This is a genomic window from Streptomyces viridifaciens (assembly GCF_001888885.2).
Lineage (GTDB): Bacteria > Actinomycetota > Actinomycetes > Streptomycetales > Streptomycetaceae > Kitasatospora > Kitasatospora aureofaciens.
Map to the genome: position 1 here is coordinate 499,429 of NZ_CP090841.1, position 18,151 is coordinate 517,579.

General features: G+C 74.1%; 17 protein-coding genes. 3 read left to right on the plus strand and 14 right to left on the minus strand.

The window, feature by feature from the left end; all coding sequences use genetic code 11:
* Positions 1-33: 33 nt before the first annotated feature.
* On the minus strand, positions 34-744 hold the full coding sequence (locus BOQ63_RS09725; protein ID WP_191093542.1) for a hypothetical protein: 711 nt from the start codon (positions 742-744) through the stop codon (positions 34-36).
* 299 nt (positions 745-1,043) lie between these two features.
* Here BOQ63_RS09725 and BOQ63_RS09730 point away from each other — a divergent pair, with 299 nt between their 5' ends.
* The 3 genes from BOQ63_RS09730 (at position 1,044) to BOQ63_RS09740 (ending at position 4,253) form a co-directional block, all read left to right on the plus strand.
* Positions 1,044-1,598 (plus strand): TetR/AcrR family transcriptional regulator, encoded by a 555-nt coding sequence (locus tag BOQ63_RS09730; protein WP_072654073.1) that lies wholly within the window; start codon positions 1,044-1,046, stop codon positions 1,596-1,598.
* A gap of 243 nt (positions 1,599-1,841) precedes the next feature.
* Positions 1,842-2,873 carry an agmatine deiminase family protein gene (locus tag BOQ63_RS09735; protein WP_046386384.1) on the plus strand — a complete coding sequence of 344 codons (1,032 nt, stop codon included), beginning with the start codon at positions 1,842-1,844 and terminating at the stop codon, positions 2,871-2,873.
* A 183-nt stretch (positions 2,874-3,056) separates the two neighbouring features.
* Complete coding sequence (locus tag BOQ63_RS09740) at positions 3,057-4,253, plus strand: agmatine deiminase family protein (RefSeq protein WP_072654074.1); 1,197 nt, start codon at positions 3,057-3,059, stop codon at positions 4,251-4,253.
* Between the two features lie 122 nt (positions 4,254-4,375).
* On the opposite strand, the gene BOQ63_RS09745 is transcribed toward BOQ63_RS09740, so the two are convergent.
* The 13 genes from BOQ63_RS09745 to BOQ63_RS09805 form a co-directional block, all read right to left on the minus strand.
* Positions 4,376-5,470 carry an NADase-type glycan-binding domain-containing protein gene (locus tag BOQ63_RS09745; protein WP_318299356.1) on the minus strand — a complete coding sequence of 365 codons (1,095 nt, stop codon included), beginning with the start codon at positions 5,468-5,470 and terminating at the stop codon, positions 4,376-4,378.
* A gap of 159 nt (positions 5,471-5,629) precedes the next feature.
* Positions 5,630-6,193, minus strand: coding sequence for a phage tail protein I (locus BOQ63_RS09750; RefSeq protein WP_030290310.1), 564 nt, complete (start codon positions 6,191-6,193; stop codon positions 5,630-5,632).
* Positions 6,190-8,151, minus strand: a complete 1,962-nt coding sequence (locus BOQ63_RS09755) for a putative baseplate assembly protein (protein WP_072654075.1) — start codon at positions 8,149-8,151, stop codon at positions 6,190-6,192. The genes BOQ63_RS09750 and BOQ63_RS09755 overlap by 4 nt, the downstream gene beginning before the upstream one ends.
* Positions 8,151-8,633 carry a GPW/gp25 family protein gene (locus BOQ63_RS09760; protein WP_078657160.1) on the minus strand — a complete coding sequence of 161 codons (483 nt, stop codon included), beginning with the start codon at positions 8,631-8,633 and terminating at the stop codon, positions 8,151-8,153. The genes BOQ63_RS09755 and BOQ63_RS09760 overlap by 1 nt, the downstream gene beginning before the upstream one ends.
* Positions 8,630-8,941, minus strand: a complete 312-nt coding sequence (locus tag BOQ63_RS09765; protein WP_030290307.1) for a PAAR domain-containing protein — start codon at positions 8,939-8,941, stop codon at positions 8,630-8,632. The genes BOQ63_RS09760 and BOQ63_RS09765 overlap by 4 nt, the downstream gene beginning before the upstream one ends.
* A 46-nt stretch (positions 8,942-8,987) precedes the next feature.
* On the minus strand, positions 8,988-10,766 hold the full coding sequence (locus BOQ63_RS09770) for a VgrG-related protein (protein ID WP_072654076.1): 1,779 nt from the start codon (positions 10,764-10,766) through the stop codon (positions 8,988-8,990).
* Positions 10,763-11,485 (minus strand): CIS tube protein, encoded by a 723-nt coding sequence (locus tag BOQ63_RS09775; RefSeq protein ID WP_030290305.1) that lies wholly within the window; start codon positions 11,483-11,485, stop codon positions 10,763-10,765. Before BOQ63_RS09775 ends, BOQ63_RS09770 begins: the two co-directional genes overlap by 4 nt.
* A gap of 49 nt (positions 11,486-11,534) precedes the next feature.
* Positions 11,535-11,960 carry a phage tail protein gene (locus BOQ63_RS09780; RefSeq protein WP_030290304.1) on the minus strand — a complete coding sequence of 142 codons (426 nt, stop codon included), beginning with the start codon at positions 11,958-11,960 and terminating at the stop codon, positions 11,535-11,537.
* A gap of 107 nt (positions 11,961-12,067) precedes the next feature.
* Positions 12,068-12,358 carry a hypothetical protein gene (locus BOQ63_RS09785; protein ID WP_072654077.1) on the minus strand — a complete coding sequence of 97 codons (291 nt, stop codon included), beginning with the start codon at positions 12,356-12,358 and terminating at the stop codon, positions 12,068-12,070.
* A gap of 2,990 nt (positions 12,359-15,348) precedes the next feature.
* On the minus strand, positions 15,349-15,507 hold the full coding sequence (locus tag BOQ63_RS09790; RefSeq protein ID WP_167344961.1) for a DUF6760 family protein: 159 nt from the start codon (positions 15,505-15,507) through the stop codon (positions 15,349-15,351).
* Positions 15,504-16,037, minus strand: coding sequence for a hypothetical protein (locus BOQ63_RS09795; protein ID WP_030290302.1), 534 nt, complete (start codon positions 16,035-16,037; stop codon positions 15,504-15,506). Before BOQ63_RS09795 ends, BOQ63_RS09790 begins: the two co-directional genes overlap by 4 nt.
* Complete coding sequence (locus tag BOQ63_RS09800) at positions 16,034-16,474, minus strand: phage tail protein (RefSeq protein WP_030290301.1); 441 nt, start codon at positions 16,472-16,474, stop codon at positions 16,034-16,036. The genes BOQ63_RS09795 and BOQ63_RS09800 overlap by 4 nt, the downstream gene beginning before the upstream one ends.
* Before the next feature lie 54 nt (positions 16,475-16,528).
* Positions 16,529-18,079, minus strand: a complete 1,551-nt coding sequence (locus BOQ63_RS09805; protein ID WP_150475784.1) for a phage tail sheath family protein — start codon at positions 18,077-18,079, stop codon at positions 16,529-16,531.
* Positions 18,080-18,151: the final 72 nt, after the last annotated feature.

Sequence of the window (18,151 nt, forward strand, 5' to 3'; positions counted from 1 at the left end):
GCGGTCGTCAGGCGCGGTCGTCAGGCACGGTCGTCAGGCGCGGGCGAGCACCCAGCCGCCGAGGCCGTCGCAGGCCCAGGCGGCGTAGCTGGTGGACCGGAAGCCGGACGGGACGGGCGAGCCCGGGCAGGTCCACAGGCCCACGCGCGCGGTGTTGTGGCGCCAGGCCCCGGCGCCGTCGCAGGCGGTCGTCATGTGCCCGGTGATCACGTAGCCGGCCACCACCGGGGAGCCGGAGCAGGTCCAGATCCCGTCATGGGGGTGGGTGTGCTGCCAGGAGCCGATGCCGCCGCAGCCGGCCCGCAGGTGGTTGCTGATGACGTAGCCGGGCACGACGGGCGAGCCGGAACAGGTCCAGATGCCGTCGTGGGCGAGGCTGTGGCGCCATGCGCCCATTCCCCGACAGCCGGAGGTCAGGTGGTCGGTGATCACGTAGCCGGCCACCACCGGGGAGCCGGAGCAGGTCCAGATCCCGTCCTTGGCCGGCTGCTGGTACCAGGAGCCGTAACCGCCGCAGCCGGCGCTGTCGTGGTCCGTTATCACGTTCCCGGCGTCGACGGGCTGCCCGGAGCAGGCCCACCTGCCCGCGAAGCCCCACGCGGGCTTGGCCTCCGCCACGGACATGCCGGATACCGTGCCGCCCAGGGCTACGGCCGCGACCAGGGCGACCGCCGCCGCGACGGCCCCGGCTCCCCGGCCGACCACCAGTGCCGTAGCGCGCTTCCACAGTTGACGAAGGATCATGTCCGTTGTTCTCCAGTGGTGTTGGGGACAGTCGGAGTCCCGCCGAACCGGCTGCCCCGGCGGCGAAACGAGAGTCACCCTAGGTGATGGCGGCGTGAAAGTTCAGCGGAGGATCCAAGAATTCCGCCCCCGGCGGCCACCTTGTCCGAAAGCCGACCCGGCTGACGGAGGCGGGCGCGGAAAGAGGCGACCCGTCCCGCCCCCGGTATTCCACCTGACGGGACTTTCAGCACACGCAGCGATCTTGCGCCGGGCTCCGGGTAAGGTGGCAGACCGTGGCAAGTCGGAAAACATCGATCATGGAAGCAGCGGCGCGGGTGATCGCGCGGCGCGGAGTGCGCGGGCTGCGGGTGGAGGAGCTCGCCGCCGAGGCGGGCGTGTCCACCGCACTGATCTACTACCACTTCAAGGACCGCACCGGGATCCTCCGGCAGACCCTGGAGTTCATCAACGACCGGGCCGAGCGCTACACGACCGAGCGCGCCGCGGACGCTCCGCCGCTGACGGCCCGCGAGGAGCTGGAGCAGACGCTGCTGCTGGAGCTCCAGGAGACCGTCGAGGTCCGGGAGAACAGCACCGCCCGGGGCGAGCTGCGGGCGAGCGCGGTGTTCGACGAGACCCTGCGGGAGGACCTGGCGCGGGCCACCCGGGTGTGGGTGCAAGAGATCGCCGGGCTGCTCGGCGCCGTACGGCCGATGTCCTCGGCGGTCGCGCTGGCCGGCGCGGCGGAGCGGCTGACCGCGCTGCTGGAGGGGCTGAGCACGCGCTGGCTCAGCGGCAGCCTGCCACTGGCGCACGCCCGCACGCTGATGGCCGACGCGATCGACGCCGAGGTGACGCGGCTCGGCTCCTGAGCCACAGGGGCCCAGCGCCCTGCTGCCCGGCCCGGCCGTCACACTGCGCACGCATCCGACAGCGGAGGGATCATGGCATCGCTTCGGGTTTGACTGATTTTTCAGTCAGTGTCAGCCTGATCCCCTCAGGCGGGTGCGGCCGCCGCCCCTCCCCCGTGGTGCGCCGGTGCGCCGCGGCGCGAAGAGTGGACCTGGCGGCCCCGCGCACCCTCCTCGGCGCCGCCGCACGATCTGGAGGACCTCATGAGCCACCACCGCCGTTCCGCCGAGGCGCACCCCCGGGTGCCCGCGGACGACGTCCCGCACGCGCGGACCTGGATGTCCTGGCCCTCCCGCCGGGGCGTCTGGGGGCTGCGCCTGGGCGGCGTCCAGGAGGACATCGCCCTGATCGCCCGCACCATCGCCCAGTTCGAGCCGGTGGTCATGTGTGCCCCCGACGACTGGACGGCGGACAAGGCCCGGGCGCGCTGCGGCCCCGCGGTGGAGGTGATCACCGCCATCCCCACCGACGACCTGTGGATGCGCGACATCGCGCCGGTGTTCCGCCGGGACGGCTACGGCGGTCTGGAGGCCGTCGTCCTCAACTTCAACGGCTGGGGCAACAAGCAGGTCCACCACGACGACGCCCGGGTCGCCGAACGCCTCGCCGCCCACCGGGGCCTGCGCCACTCCTTCGCCGACTTCACCGGCGAGGGCGGCGCGATAGAAACCGACGGCGACGGCACCGTGATGGCCACCGAGAGCAGCCTGGTCAACAGGAACCGCAACCGCGGCATGAGCCGGGACGAGATCGAGGACGCCGTCCTGGCGGCCTACGGCGCGGACCGGATGATCTGGCTGCCCGGGATCGAGGGCAAGGACATCACCGACGACCACGTCGACGTCACCTCCCGGTTCGTCCGGCCCGGCGTGGTGATGGTGCAGCTGCCGCCCGCCGACCGGAACGACGCCTGGGCGCGGGACGCCCGCGAGCAGTTCGCCGTCCTGTCCGCCGCGACCGACGCCCGGGGCCGCCGGCTGCACGTCATCGTGGTGCACGGCCCGGACTCCGTCCGCTCCCGCAGCTCCGAGTTCGTGGACTCCTACCTCAACTTCCACCTCGTCAACGGCGGCGTCATCACCGCCCAGTTCGGCGACCCGTACAAGGACACCGCCGCTCGGGACACCCTCGCCGCGGCCTTCCCCGGCCGCACGGTGGTGCAGCTCGACGTCGACCGGCTGATGGCCGGGGGCGGCGGCATCCACTGCTCGACCATGCACGAGCCGCTGCCGTAACCACCCGCGCGGCCGACGACCGACCCGCCGTTAACTGACTTTTCAGTCAGTGCAAGAGCTCTGTGCCGGCGATGCCGGGCGCCTGCGCCCGCCGTCGACCCACGCCCCAGCGTTCCTCGGAGCCCGCCCACCGCGCCGGAGCGATCCACCTTCGGCCCCACTCTCAGCCCACCGGAGTCCACCGTGTCCCACCCCTCCCTCGCGCGCCGCACGATGCTGCGTTCCCTGGCCGGTGCCGGCCTGATCGCCGTGGGTGCCGGCGCCTGCGCGGCCACTGACGACTCCCCGAGGGAGTCCGCGGCCCCGTCCACCTCCAGCACCGCCGACCAGCCGTCCGGGAACGCCCCCGGCGCACCCTCCGCGCCCGGCCCGGGGCGCGGGCGCCGGCTCGGCGGCGAGTGGGAGAAGCACCAGCGGACCTTCATGGCCTGGCCCGCCTCCGAGAAGGTCTGGGGCGACCAGCTCGACGCCGTCCGCAAGGACATCGCCTCGGTGGCCCGAGCCATCGGCAGCCGCGAACCGGTGGTCCTGCTGGTCCGCCCCGGCCAGGAGGACTCGGTCCGCAACGCCTGCGGCCAGGACGTCGAGTTGCTGTCCGTCCCGGTGGACGACCTGTGGGCCCGCGACACCGTGCCGGTGTTCGTCGAGGAAGGCGGAAAGGTCAAGGGCGTCGACTTCAACTTCAGCGGCTGGGGCGGTAAGCAGCAGCACGACAACGACGCCCGGATCGCCCGTGCCGTCCTCGACAGGTACGGGATCGAGCGGGTCGCGACCCCGATCGTCGCCGAGGGCGGCTCCTTCGAGAGCGACGGTCAGGGCACGCTGATGGTCACCGAGAGCTCGGTGGTCAACGCCAACCGCAATCCGGGCCGCGACCGCGACCAGATCGAGGCGGAGCTCAAGCAGGCGCTGGGCGTCACCAAGGTGATCTGGCTGGCCGGCGTCAAGGGCAAGGACATCACCGACGCCCACGTCGACTGCCTGGCCCGCTTCGCCGCCCCCGGCGTCGTCCTCCTGGACCGGGCCTTCCCCGGCACTCCGGCGGACGTCTGGTCCCGCTCCGCCGACCAGGCCCGGGCCGTGCTGGCGGACATGACCGACGCGAGCGGCAAGAAGCTCAAGGTGATCGAGATCAGCCAGCCCGACCCGGACCGCATCACCGGCCGCGGCGACGCCTTCGTCTCCTCGTACATGAACTTCTACATCGGCAACAAGGGCGTCTACCTGCCCAAGTTCGGCGACTCCCGGGCCGATGGACACGCCCAGGAGGTGTTCGAGGACCAGTTCCCGGACCGCGAGATCGTCCCCCTGCAGATCGACACCATCGCCTCCGGCGGCGGCGGCATCCACTGCTCCACCCACGACCAGCCCGCCGGCTGACACCCCCGTCGACGGGCAGCGGGGCCTGGTCACCCTCGACGGCGCCCCGCTGCACTACGACCCCGCCGAGGAGATCTCGCTGAACCGCCTCCACTTCCTCTGACGCCGCCGCTCCCGCGAGTTCAGGTGCGCTTGAAGAACTCCACCTCGGCCAGGGCGATGGTGCGGCCGGGGCCGGTCCCGGCCGCCTCGCGGACGGTGAGCTTCACCTGGACGACGTCGCTGATCCCGGTCGCCACGGTCTGCGGGCCCGGCTGGTCGTTGAGGGTGATCTCCTTGCGGTGCAGCTCCCCGTCCGAGGCCGTGACCTCCAGGGACAGGACCAGCGGTCGGGCCTGCTGCCGGAAGTGCTCCGGGTCCGCGGAGGCACCGGTGTGGACGATCAGGTCGACCAGCCTGAACGGGGTGCGGAAGGTGAAGCTGACGGAGTCCCCGACCGCGGGCGCCCCCCAGTAGGTGTTGCTGAGGCCGTCGGCGGCCGCGGTCGCCGGATGGCCCTCGACGGCGGCGCTCGCCGAGGTCAGCGACGGAGTGATCGGGGCGGTGCTGCGGACCTTGTCCAGCACGTCCTGGAAGGCGCTCACGCCGACCGGGTAGAGCAGGATCCCCGCCACCACCAGTGCGGCCAGCACGACCAGCGCGATGGTGCGGCGCAGCGCGTTGCCCGAGCCGCCGATCCGAACCCGACGGCGGAACGGCCAACGGGTGCGCCACCAGGGCAGTTTCGGCGGTGGTGCGGTGACGGCCAGCGGCGCGGCGCAGCGGCGGCAGAACCGGCGCGCGGGCAGGTTGGGGGTGCCGCACCGGGGGCAGGGCGGGCCGTCCTGGACCTCGTCGGCCGCGGACGCCCGGACGACGGGGCGCGGCGCGACGGGTTTGGCGGGCTGGACGGCCACCGGGTCGGCCTGCGGGTCGGGGGCGGGGGTCGACGGGGGCACCGGTTCCGGGGCCGGGGTCCGGGCCGGGGTCGGTTCGGGGGCCTGCTGGGCCGAGGCCTCCTCGACGGGGTCGGCCGGCGGTGCGGGGTCCGGGTCCGGGGCAGGCGGCTGGTTCCGCCTGCTGCGCGCGGTGACCCGTCGGGAAACGTTTCGCCAGGTGGACTCGGTGCGCGCGGTCTCGGGCGCAGCGGGCTCGGCCTGAGCAGCAGGGTCGGCCGGAGCAGCAGGGTCGGCCGGAGCAGCGGGCGCGGCCGGAGCCGTGGGCGCGGTCTCGGCCACGGCAGCCGTCGGCGCGGGCGCAGGTTCGCTCCGCGCGGGCGCGGCGGACGCGGGCGCCGCAGCGGCTGTCCGCGACCACCCCAGGTACGCACCGCAGTTGCCGCAGAAGTCGTCCCCTTCCCCGTTGGCCGTCCCGCAGTCGGGGCACACCGGCATCCGTCAGCCCTCCGCTCGTCCGGGTGGACCGGGCAGGATCTCGACCCGGCAGTTCAGGTGGACCGGGCAGCCCGCCCGGACGACGGCCAGCACCTGGTCCTCGTCCAGCCCCGCGCCGTGCAGCGGCCAGACCCGGATCAGCACCTCGCCGCCCGGCCCGGGCAGCGGGGCGGCGCCGGGGGCGGTCGTCCAGGAGACCCCCCCACCGTCCGTGATCTCGGCACCGGCGTCGAGCACCAGGCGCAGCCGCTCGGCGAGTCCGCGCCGGGTGCCGCGCCACCGGTGCAGTTCGACGGCGCGCCCGACCACCGCGCGGCGCACCTCCTCCGGCCAGGCCGGGTCGACGTCCACCGCGAGCCAGGAGGCCAGCCAGTCCAGGAAGTCGGTCGGCGCGAGGCGGGGCCGGAAGTAGGCGGGCAGGTTGTCCAGGGTGGCGAAGACGGGGGCGAGGACGGTGTCCAGGCCGGCCGTGAAGCGCTGGGCGAGGTCGTCGTCGGCGAACAGCGCGGGCAGCAGTTCGCCGATCGGGTGCGGGCTGGCCAGCCCGGGAACGGCGGCTCTGGTCATGACACCCCGTCCCGGTCGGCCGTGGTGACCACGATCTGGTGCTGGTGCGAGAAGACCAGGGCGTCCGGGGGGACGTCGACCCGCTCGGCGGGCGCGCCCCGGCGGCCGGTGATCGGGTCGGCCGGGAAGAGCCGCAGGTCCTCGACCCCCGCGACGGCGGCCACCCGTTGCAGTACGGCGAACACCTCCCCGTACTGCACCGCCCGGCCGAACGGCCAGCCCCTGCCGTCGGCGCCCCCGCGCAGCGGGTTGAGGTAGCGGTAGAGGGCGTCGAGGGTCGCCTCGCGGACCCGGTCGGGGTCCGCGGCGCGGGTGGTGAGCCGGGCGACCACCGTGACGCCCTGGTAGGTGGGCGGCTGGACGAGGATCCGGGTGCCGATCAGCCGCCGCTCGTCCAGGGCGGTCGCCACCGCGGCCAACACCTGCTCGTCGGGGATGAGTTGCTCGAACCGCAGCCGATCGCCCTCGTCCGCGACCGCGTCGGGGACCACCAGCACCCGCACCGCCCCGGCCACGCCGTCGCCGGCGGGCACGCAGCTGACCCGGGCGGCCGAGGGCGCGGCCTGCCGGGCGATCAGCTCGAAGTCCCCGGCGGTGACGGCGCGTTCCTGCAGCCGCAGCTGGTGCGGGGCGCGCAGCTTGGCGTTCTCCACGGTCTCGCCGTCGACCCCGCCCCGGGCCGCCTCGCGGTTGTCCACCCGGGCGATGTACGGGACGGAGCTGCGCAGCACCGTGACGGTGTTGCGGGCGACGTTGCCCGCCGTGCCGCCGCCGGTGCGGTACTGCGGCACGCGCAGCCGCGCTCCCTTGGGCGGCACCGCACCGAAGGCGCGCAGGCTGCCGTCGGGCTCCCGGACGGCGGGCGGGAACTGGAACTCGCCGGTGGTCGCGTCGAGCACCACGTGCCGGTCGGTGGGCGAGGAGTCGCCGAAGTGCTCGACGACCGTCCACGGCTGCCAGCCGTCCCCGGCGGCGACCTCGACCACCGGCGCCCCGCCGTCCAGCAGGACCGGCGGCCTGGCGAGCCGGAAGCGCTGGCCCGCGACGCCCTCGGAGGTGCCCAGCGGCGCGTCGGTGACGGTCTGGGCGTGGACGGCGGTCGTGGTGCCGCCGACGGTGAACACCTCGGCCCGGCGGACGGTCGGGGACTCGGAGTAGAACGGCTGGCCCGGGCGCGGCTCGGTGACCCGGCACCGCAGCCAGCCGGCCCGGCGACCCGCGATCACCGACGCGGTGTGCCCGGCGGGCACGAACACCACGACCTCGCCGGGCCGGTTGAGGCCGCCGGTGGTGTCGCCGCCGGTCTCGCAGCCGATCCAGCGCGCGCCGTCCCACACCTCCCAGGCCAGCGGCGGCTGGCGCGGGTCGACGCCGACGCCCTCCACCCGGCTGTCCAGCCGCACGGCCAGGATGCAGCCCGGCACCACGGCGGGCAGGGCGAACAGCATGGCGTCGCCGGCCGCCGGGCGGGGCTGGAAGCAGGGCACGTCCGCGCCCTCGGCCAGCCGGGCGGTGGCGTCGGACTGCTCGCCCGCGGCGGAGACGGTGACCAGCCGGTCCAGCGAGCTGGGAACGATCGGGAGGTCCTCGGCGGTGGCGAAGACCACCGCGTCGTCGGTCTCGGTGCGCAGGGTGGAGACCTCGGTGCCGGCCCGCAGCAGGACCGTCTCGGACTGTGGGGCGGAGAGCCAGAAGTCGACCTCGGCCCGGGCCGCGGCGGGCGGGAAGAGCCGGATGCCCAGCAGGTCGAGGAAGGCGGCGTAGTTCTTCTCCGGCACCCGGTTCAGCCGGTAGAGCAGCTGGTCCACCAGGTAGGCGAAGGTCTCGATGAGGGTGACGCCCGGGTCGGAGACGTTGTGGTCGGTCCACTCCGGCGCGCGCTGCTGGACGTAGCGCTTGGCCTCGTCGACGAGTTGCTGGAAGCGGCGGTCGTCCAGGTTCGGGGAGGGCAGTGCCATCAGCGCCCGCCCCCGTCCACCGTTGCCGGGAACTGCGCCGCCGGGAACTGCGCCGCCGGGAAGTCCGGCGCCGCGGTCTCCGCCGTCGGCGACTCCGGGATGGTGTAGAAGGGGAAGACCAGGTTGCGGCGGTCGTTGGTGGCCCGCACGGTGTAGTGGACGTCGATGTAGAGGGTGCCCTCGTCGACCCGGTCGAAGGCGATCACCACCTCGTCGACCCCGATGCGCGGCTCCCAGCGTTCCAGCGCGATCCGCACCTCACGGGCGATCCGCCCGGCCGTGGTGCTGTCGCCGGGAGCGAAGACGTACTCGTGGATGCCGCAGCCGAACTCCGGGCGCATCGGCCGCTCGCCGGGGGCGGTGCCGAGGATCAGCCGGATGGCCTCCGCGATCTCCCGGTCCCGCTCCACCATGCCGATGCCGCCGGTGGCGTTCACCCGCAGTGGGAAGGCCCAGCCCCGGCCGATGAAGTTGCTGGTCACGCCGGTCCCCCGATCAGCACGTTGAAGGCGCCACCGAGGATGGCGGCGCCGCAGGTGGTCTTGTCGCCCATCCGGGCCGCGGGGAAGCCGCCGATCAGCGTCACCCCCCTGGTCACAGTGCCGAGTTCGGGCTCCACCAGGTTGGCGGGGCCCATCTCCACGTGCGGGACGCAGGCGTGCAGGCTGCCGACCACCGCGGCGGGCCGGCCGCCGATCAGCACGGTCTCCACCGCGAGGGCGCCCGGGGGCGGGGTGGTGAGGGCGCCGCCGTGATCGGTGGGGTCGCCGCTCCGGGCTGCGGGGGGCATGTACGGTCTCCGTTCCTTCTGCTGCTGCTCGATGATTGACGTTCCGTCAGTTGATGTGCACGAACGCCCCCTTGATCACCGTCTGGGCGCCGCCGTCCACGGCGACCTCCGTCGTGCCCCGGATCGTCACCGATCCGCCGCGCACGTCGACCGCGCCGGTGCCCGCGTCGAGGGTGATGCCGGAGGGCGACAGGCGGACGGTGCTGGTGCCCGCGCCGACCGCGCCGTGCACGGTCAGCACGATCTCCCCCTGCCGCTGGTCCAGTCGGACCTCCAACTTCCCGTCGCCGCTGGCCAGTCGGACGCCCGAGCTGCCGCCCGGCACGTCCAGCAGCTCCAGCCGGTGGCCCGAACGGGACACCACGGAACGGCGGTTGACCCGACCCGCGGTCGCGTCGACCAGCGGCACGTCGTGCGGCGAGGGCCGGTCCACGCCGTTGTAGAGGCCGCCCAGCACGTACGGGCTGTCCAGGTCGCCCTGCTCGAAGCCGACCAGCACCTCGTCGTTGACCTCGGGGCTGACCACCCCGCCGCCCCCGTGGCCGCCCCACTGCACGGTGCGCACCCAGTCGGAGACGTAAGTGTCGTCCAGCCAAGGGAACTTCAGCTTCACCCAGCCACGCTGCCCGTCCCCCGGCTCCCGGAGGTCGGTGACCACGGCGACGGCCAGGCCCGGCATCCGCGGTCCGCGCGGCGGCGCGTTGCCCCCGGTCGCCAGCCCGGCCAGCGAGCGGTCCGGCGCCGCGCTGACCACCACGGTGGTCCGGTAACCGCGGAACGGCTCCAGCAGGTGGCGCACCCCGGTGGCCGTGTAGCGGCCGGAGAAGGCCGCGCCGACGTTCCCCAGCGCGACCGCGGTGCCCGCCCGCAACCGCGGATTGCCCTCGACGACCGCCTCCAGCTCGCCGAAGCCCGCGGCCACCGAGGCGGCCAGCGACCGCGCCACGGCGGTGGTCTCCGCCTGGGTGCGGTACGGGGTGTCGGCGACGGTCAGCCGCGCCTGGCCGGGAAAGGCGGAGGCCACCACCGAGGGGCTCATCCCCGGCAGCACCCCCGGCGAGGTCACCGACGGCTCGGTGGCCACCAGGGCGCTCTTGGTGGTGACGTTCCAGCCGCGCGCCTCGACCGTGTCCGCGCCGGCCGCCCCGGTCAGCACACCGCGCAGCTCCAGCAGGTTGCGGCCGTACTCCAGCACCAGCGGGTTCTGCGGCGCGGGCGTGTTCGGCGCCGGCGCCCCGGACGCGGGCTGCGGCCGGACGAACTCCAGCTTCCCGTCGTCGTCCACCCGCACCTGCGCGCCGCTCTCCGCCGCCAGGAACTGGAGGAACTCCCAGTCCGGGACGTTCGCCTGGGAGAGCTGCTGGTGCACGACCGGGAAGGAGTCGACCCGCCCGCAGGCGAGACCCGCTCCCGCGGCGACCTCCCGGACGATGTCGGCGGTCGTCATGTTGCGGAAGGCCTTCACCCGGCGTCCGCGCATCAGCCGATGGGTCACCGCCGCGGCCCGCACCACGGTGTACGAGCCCGTGGTGTCCACCTCCAGCTCCAGCGCCGTCACCTCGCCGGTGAACAGCCGTACCTGGGTGTGCCCCTGCACGGTGACCACGGACACGCGCAGCTCGGTGCCGATGGTGATGCCCGTCGCGGACAGGAAGGTGTGGTCCGCGTCCCGGAAGCTCAGCACCGCCGTGTCGGGCAGTCCCACGCTCTCCTCGATGTCGCAGGACACCAGCTGGGCCGCCCAGGCCGGCGGCAGCGGCCCCGGCGCCTCGACGACGGGGTCCGCGGCGAACGGCCGGCCGCCCCGGGCCTCGGGAGTGGTCATCGCCGGCCGCCCCGGGTGAGCTCGTCGATCCCCGGCACGATCAGCTCCGCACCGGGGACCAGGGCCAGCGGATCGTCGATGTCGTTGGCCTCCGCGATGGTGCGCCAGGCCGTCGCGTCCCCGTACGCGCGCCAGGCGAGCAGCGGCAGGCTGTCGCCCGCGATCACCCGGTGGGTGCTGCGGGCCTCCGGCGAACCGGAGGTCGGGTTCTGCCCGGCCGGGTCGACGCTGGCCTCGTCGATCGAGAGGGAGCACACCGCGCGCAGCGGATTGCCGTCCACGTCGAAGAGCGTGTAGGTGACCGAGAGACCGGTCAGCACCCCGTTGAACGAGGTCGTCGTCAGGGTGCCCCAGTCCAGCCGGATCCACGGGCTGGCCGGCGTCTTGCGCGCCAGACTCGTCGGGGTCGGCACACAGGCCTTCATCAACTGCTCCACCGCCCGCTCCACCGAGTTGTCGTGGGTCGCGGTCGAGTCCAGGAACACGTCGAGCGACAGCGAGCGCGGACCGCTGCCGACGAACTCCGGCAGGGCCGACTGGCCCGCCATCCGCGACGGCGTGCGCCGCCACTCGGTGGTCTTGCTCAGCACCAGGGTCGCCGGGTTGAACTGCAGCGGAAGCCGCGCGATCGCACCGCCGGGCTGGGCGCCGACCGTGGACGGGGGCTCCATGATGGTCAGTTGGGCCCGGGTGACACTCGCGGGGGCCGCCGAGGACATCCTGCTGCTCCTTACGTGGGGTGGGGCGGAGTTCGGTGCGAAACGGGGATCAGGACGGGCGCAGGCCCGCGTGGGCGATCTCCAGACTCTCCACCGCCGCCTGGGAGCTGGCGGGATCGAAGGACGGGCCCTCCCAGCGCACCGGGACGATCCCCAGCACCTGCCAGCCGATGATCCGGCTCAGGTCCGGCCGCAGCGCCACGATCTCGCCGTCCTTCGGCTCGACCTTCCGGACGATCTCGCCCAGCCACCGCGCGATCTTGGCGCTGTCCGCGGTGACGGCGCGGGTCAGCGTGATGTTCGACCAGGTGATGCGGCCCGGCAGCTGCCAGGAGAAGCCGTTGTTGCCGCCCTCCGCGTACTGCTCGATCTCGACCTGGGCGCCGAGGCCGGAACAGGTGGTGAACTCCCCCAGGTCGTTGCCGCCGATGGTCAGGCTGAAGAACACACTGCTCGCGAAGATGTTGTCGGTCATCGGTCCCCGTTTCCTGCTGTGCCGCTTGCCGCTCGCTGTTTCCTGCTGTGCTACTTGCTCTTTGCTTCTGGTGTTCGCCGGTCACGTCGTCGGGTCGCCCGCGGCGCTCAGCGGCGCAGGTCGTACGGCCTCCCGGCCCGTTCCCGGCCCCGGCGCAGCTCGGTGCGCAGCAGCCGCCCCACCGGTTCGACCAGGCGCCGGGCCAGCTCGTCCAGGTCACCGGGCCCGGCGCCGCCGGGAGCCGTGGCGGACTCGGCGGGCGGGGAGGCCTTCGCGGGGGACGCCTTTGCTGGGGACGCCTTGGGCGGGGCGGCCTGTACGGTGCTCGGCCGACGTGCCGGGACGGCGGTCAACGGCACACCGGTCAGGCCCGCCTGCTCGGCCACCCGCTGCAGCAACTGCGCCGTACCGGGTGCGTGCGGTGCGGGCGGGTTACTGGCGGGACCTGCGGGCGGGGTGCTCACAGGGCGCGCGGGCGCCAGGGCTCGGGACACGACCGGCGAAGGCGCTGCCGGTGTCGGTGTCGGTGTCGGTGTCGGTGTCGGCGGTGACGGCAGCGGCCGGGACACGGTCGGCAACCGCTGAAGCGAATGGCCCGCCGGGGGTGCGGGCCGCACCACGGGCGCGGGCGGAGTGCTCGCGGCGTGCCCGGGCGGCAGAGCTCGCGGTACCACCGGCGAAGGCCCTGTCGCCAACTCCGGTGACGGCACCCGCTGAACCGACGAGGGCGCGAGCCGGACCACGTGCGTGGGCGGCACCGTCGCACCGGGACGTCGGGGCCGGCTGCTCGGCGGGCTCGCCATCGGTGAGGCGGCGGGCGAAGCCGAACTCCCCTGCGAGGAAGAACGATTGCCCTTCGCTCGCCGGGAGCGCGCACGCTGCCCACCAGCCACAGCCCCGGTCACACCTGCCGCCGTCGCAGCGCCCGGCGCGACGGGAAGGGACGAACTCCCTTGATGCACAGGAGGATCGGCCGCCCTCCGGCCGCCCCCACGCTCCGACGCACGCCGGGAACGTGACCGTTGCACGGCAGCCACGACCCCGCGCACTCCGCCCGGGCCGGACGGCCGATCCACCGCCTCGGTGGCACCCGGCGCACCGTTCGACGCCGAACTCCTCTGCGCCGTAGGTCGATCGGCAGCCGTCCGGCCGCTCTCACGTTCGACCGCACGGGAGGAACGCGCGCGTTGCACAGCACTCACGACCCCGCGCACCACGCCTGAACCCGATGAACCGGACGAACCGGATGAACCGCCCGCCGCTCCTGCCGCCGACTGCCCGGCCACGGCCCGGCTCTCCCCCGCGCTCGACGTACGGCGTGACCCCGAGCGCTGCGGAGCAGCGGCGATCCCGTCTCCCGAGCCGCCGCCGGCGGTCGGCGACGGACCCCAAGCCGGACCGTCGTCGTCCGTGCGGGACGCGAGCGCGTTGGGCCAGACTGCGGGGACCACGGGCGGCCGGGGCGGCGATGCCGTACGGGAACCCGTGGGTGCGGCGGTGCCCGCGAAGGGTGCCGCCGGAGTGGCGAGGGCAGCCGGGATCGGGCGCGTGCCGATCAACCCGCGCCTCCTGCCGACGAGTTCGACGGCTCGCTGCACACCCAAGCCGCCAACGGCCGGACGCACGGGAACAGTCACGGCCTTCACCGGGGCGCCCTCACGCCCCGGGCCGCCGGTGGCCTGCGGCTCGGCAAGGCCGCTTCGCCTCGCAGCTTGCTCGGCATTCTCCGCCGGGGGAAGCGGAGTTGAGCCCGTCGCACTGCTGCCGGCCCGCGCGGTGGAACGCTGCACGCGTGGCCCTTCGCCGACCGGCGGCGCACTCCGCTCCGCCGAACCCCCGACGCTTCGGTCTCGGGCGCCACCCGCCGCCGAGCCCCCGACGCTTCGGTCCCCGGCGCCACCCGCCGCCGGGCCCGTGACCCGCCGGACCGGTCGACGCCCACCGAGCGTCGGAGCAGGGCCGCCCGGCGCTGCCGCCGACGGCGGCAGGGCGTCGAGCGGAGCGCCCAGGCCCCCGCGCGTGCGGGCAGAGGCAGGCGAGGGCGCGGTACCCGGGGCGGTACCGGCGGGCTGTTCGGACGACGTGCGCTGAACAGGGAGGCCGCCGACGGGCCGCCGCTCGGAGCGTGCCCCTGGCTGCCGTGCGCTGTCAGGCCCGCTCGCCTCGGGAGCGGCGGATTCCGTAGCAGCACGGACGACGGGCATGGCCGGCGCACCCGGGTCACGCTCAGCGGGCCGGGGATCGGGGGCGGCCACGGGCGAGGCGCTCGCGGGCAGCGCGGTCAGAGGCGCGCCGAGCACCGGACGGGCAGGAGCGTCGGCGCCGGTCGCGGCGGCACGCTGGACCGCCCCTTCCACCGTCCCGGCCTGCGTGGGCACGGCGGACTCGCCGCTCGAGAACGGGCCAGGCGTGCCGGCAGGTCCAGCCGTCCCGGCTACCGGCAGGGCCGGGTCGACGTCCGCGCTCGGTGGTTCGGTGACGACCTCGTGCGCCCTGCCCGACGCCGGGACCGCCGCCACCGGACGTACGGGCAACACCCGCGGGCGCCGCGCCACGGTCAGCGGTCCGCCGACGGGACGCGGCCGCACCGGACGTGGGGACGCCGCTGTCGCATCCGGCGTCGCAGTCCCGGACGGCGCCTGCGTACCTGCCTCCGGTGCGGCGGGGACCGGCACATCGGACGTCCAGCGCTCAGGCTGACCCGATCCTGGCACCGGCGCACCAGGCCTCGCCGCACCAGGCGTCGCCACCTCGCCCACCGCGGCGCCCGCCGCCCCTGCCTGCCGTACGCCTGCGCCCGTGCCCACAGCCGCACCCGCAGCCGCGCCCGCCGCCCGCGGCGCCGGGCGCACCGGCAGCCGCCGTGCCCGGACGGCCCGCTGGACCGGCAGCACCTGCCGCCGCTCCCCCGCGCCTTCCGGTCGGCCCACCGCTTCGCCGTCTTCCGCCCCGCCAACCGCACCGACCGGCAGGACGAGTTCGTCCCCGCTCCCGACCACCGTCGCCGGGCCGCCCGGCGCAGCGACCGCCCGCAGGATGCCCACCGGTGCGGTCGGCAGAACCGCATGGCCGAGCGGTCCGCACAGCGAAGGGTCCTGCCAGGAGGCGAGCCGGGAACGGAACCTGAGGCCGTCGCTGACCCCGTGCCCGGCCCCGGCCAGGGTCGGGACGAGCGGCGTCACCGCGCGCCATCCGCCGTCCCCGGCTGCCGGTCGCCGCCGGGCCGCCGCCGGCGATGCCTCGCCCGTACCGGTGGTCCCACCGGCCGGCTCGGCACCACCGGACACAGCGCTACCAGCCACAGCACCACCGGACGCAACACCCCCGGCCGCGGCACCACCGTCGGCCCGGCGCCGCCGTGCCATCCAGTCCCGCACCCCCACCCGGCTCACCCACCCTCGTTGACCCGGGAGTTGATGCGCGCTATCTCGCGCACCCACTGCCCGCGTTCACGGTGGGTCAGGTCGAGGAGGTCCTCGCGCGGCCAGTGGAAGTGGTAGGCGATGTACGCGATCTCCTCGTACAGCCGAGCAGGCGCGTACGTCACGATTCCCCCAGGCGCCCACCGGCGAGGTCGACCTCGAAGGCGCCGTCGCAGTGCGGGCAGGTCACGGCGGCGCGCGTGTGGCCTTCGCTGTTGATCCGCTGGTAGAGGTCCTGGAGGAACGCCACGTCGGTGGCGTACATCCGCTCGACGATCCCGGCGTGCACGTCGGTGACGTCGCCCAGCCTGGTGATGACGTGGCTGAGCAGCACGACGCCGAGGTAGGCCGGGTTCTCCTTGACCCGCAGGTCGATCTGCGGCATCAGCTCGTCCCGGGCGGTGGCCAGCCGCATGGCGCCGTGGCGGTGCACGGTGCCCTCGTCGTCGACGTAGCCGAGCGGCAGCTCGAACTCGAACTCGGTGTGCGGCGCCCGCCCCCGGGGCGAAGCCGGCCCGGCGTGCGGCCCGGCGCCCTGCGGGCCCGGGACGGGAACCGTACCCGCGCCCGGCACCGTGCCCTGGACCCCGCCCGGGGCCGGGCCCTGGGCGGGCGCCCGTTCCAGCAACTCGTCCAGGCCGATCTTCCGCCTCATTCGACGCTGATCTCCTCGAACACGATGGTCACGGTCTCGGTCGCCGCACTCGACTCACCGGCGCTGAGGGTGGGGCCCTCCCAGCGGCTCGCCCAGGCGTTGGTGAGCTGGATGCGCCGCAGGGTGGCGCCGGTGGTGTCCTTGACCTCGATGGTGAGGTTCTGACGCGCGGTGTTGATCGCGCCGTTGTTGAGGGTCTCCTTGATCCAGTCCGTGAACGCGCCGCTCTTGTCCAGGCCGCGGGTGATGGTCACCTCGCCGGGCAGCCGGGCGCCGGGCTGCTTGCGGACGATCAGCTTGCCCTCTTGGGTCACCTGCTTGTACTCGACGACGTCCTGTTCGACCGTCAGGTTGCTGATCTCCTTGACGGACTCGACGTTGTACCCGCCGAGTTGGACGCCGAATATGTGTGTGGAGAGCGGATCGCCTTCAGCCATGGTGTGCTGTCACCTTCCGATGCGTTTGGGTGCCGACAGAAACGAGGGACCGGGTCACTCGTTGACGAGGCTCGTGCTGTCGGAGAACTGGGCCAGCCGGAACACCACGAACTCGGCCGGCTTCACCGGGGCGACGCCGATCTCGCAGATCACCTGGCCGAGGTCGATGGACTCCGGCGGGTTGTTGTCGCGGTCGCACTTGACGTAGAAGGCCTCGGCCGCGGTCTGGCCGAACAGCGCCCCGCGCCGCCACTCCTCGGTGAGGAAGGCGGTGATGTTCCGGCGGATGCTGGACCACAGCCGGTCGTCGTTGGGTTCGAAGACCACCCACTGGGTCCCCAGGAGGATCGATTCCTCCAGGTAGTTGAAGAGCCGGCGCACGTTCAGGTAGCGCCAGGCCGGGTCGGAGGAGAGGGTGCGCGCGCCCCAGATCCGGATGCCGCGCCCGGGAAAGGCCCGTACGCAGTTGACGCCGATCGGGTTCAGCAGGTCCTGTTCGCCCTTGCTGAGCCGCAGTTCGAGGTCCACCGCGCCGCGGATGACCTCGTTGGCGGGCGCCTTGTGCACGCCGCGCTCGGAGTCGCTGCGCGCCCACACCCCGGCGACGTGCCCGCTCGGCGGCACCAGCACGTTGCGGCCGCTGGCCGGGTCGAAGACCTTGATCCACGGGTAGTAGAGCGCGGCGTAGCGGGAGTCGAACCCCGCCTCCTCGTTGCGCCAGGTGCGCATCCGCTGGGCGTTCAGGCCGGGCGGCGGGTCGAGGACGGCGATCCGGTCGCCCATCTGCTCGCAGTGCGACATGACGGCCAGCTGGACGGTGCGCAGGCCTTCGTCGTCGAGGTCGCCGCGCTGGTAGGCGCTCATCAGGTCCGGCACCGCCACCATGGTGATCTCGTCGATCGCCTCCAGACCCGAGAAGCCGGTACGGGCGGCGGCGTCGCCGACGTACTCGGCGGGGTCGAGCCGGGAGGCGGGGGCCGCGACCGGCCCAGGCGCGACGGCGGGAGCCGCGGCGAGCGCGTGGGTCTGCCGCTCGGGGCGGCTGGGCGCGGTACCGGGCTGCTCGACGACCGCGACCAGCTTGGACTCGCGCAGCTGGGTGACGACGTAGCCCTTGGTGTTCTTCCGGGTCGAGACGTCGTAGGTCTCCACGACCTCGGCGCCCCGGCGGACCAGCAGCCGGAACCGGTCCTCGGGGACGTTCTCGCCCTCCGTGTCGGCGATCTCGACGGACACCTCGCCGCCCGCGCCGGGCAGGGCCGAGAACAGGAAGCCCGCGACGGGGACCGGCGGGGCCACGGCGACGGCGGCTGCCGGGGCGGCGCCGGGGGCCCGCCGGGCCGGGTCGCCGACCCGGACGACGTAGGCGGAGCCGCCGCCGTTGGCGAAGAAGCCGTAGACCGCGTGCGCCAGGTAGGTGCCCTCGGTGAAGCCGCCGAACCGCTGGACGTACTGGTCCCAGTTGGTCACCAGCGTGGGCTCGTGGAAGGGCCCGGACCCGGCGAAGCCGACGAAGGCGGCGACGGCGGTGCCGACCCCCTCGATCGGCCGGGCACCGGACTGCACCTCCTCCACGTACACGCCCGGGGTGAGGTACGACGGCATACGCGCTCCTTCGGCTGGCCAGTCATTTCGCCGGTCATTCGCTGATCGCCAGCTGATCACTTCGCTGATCTT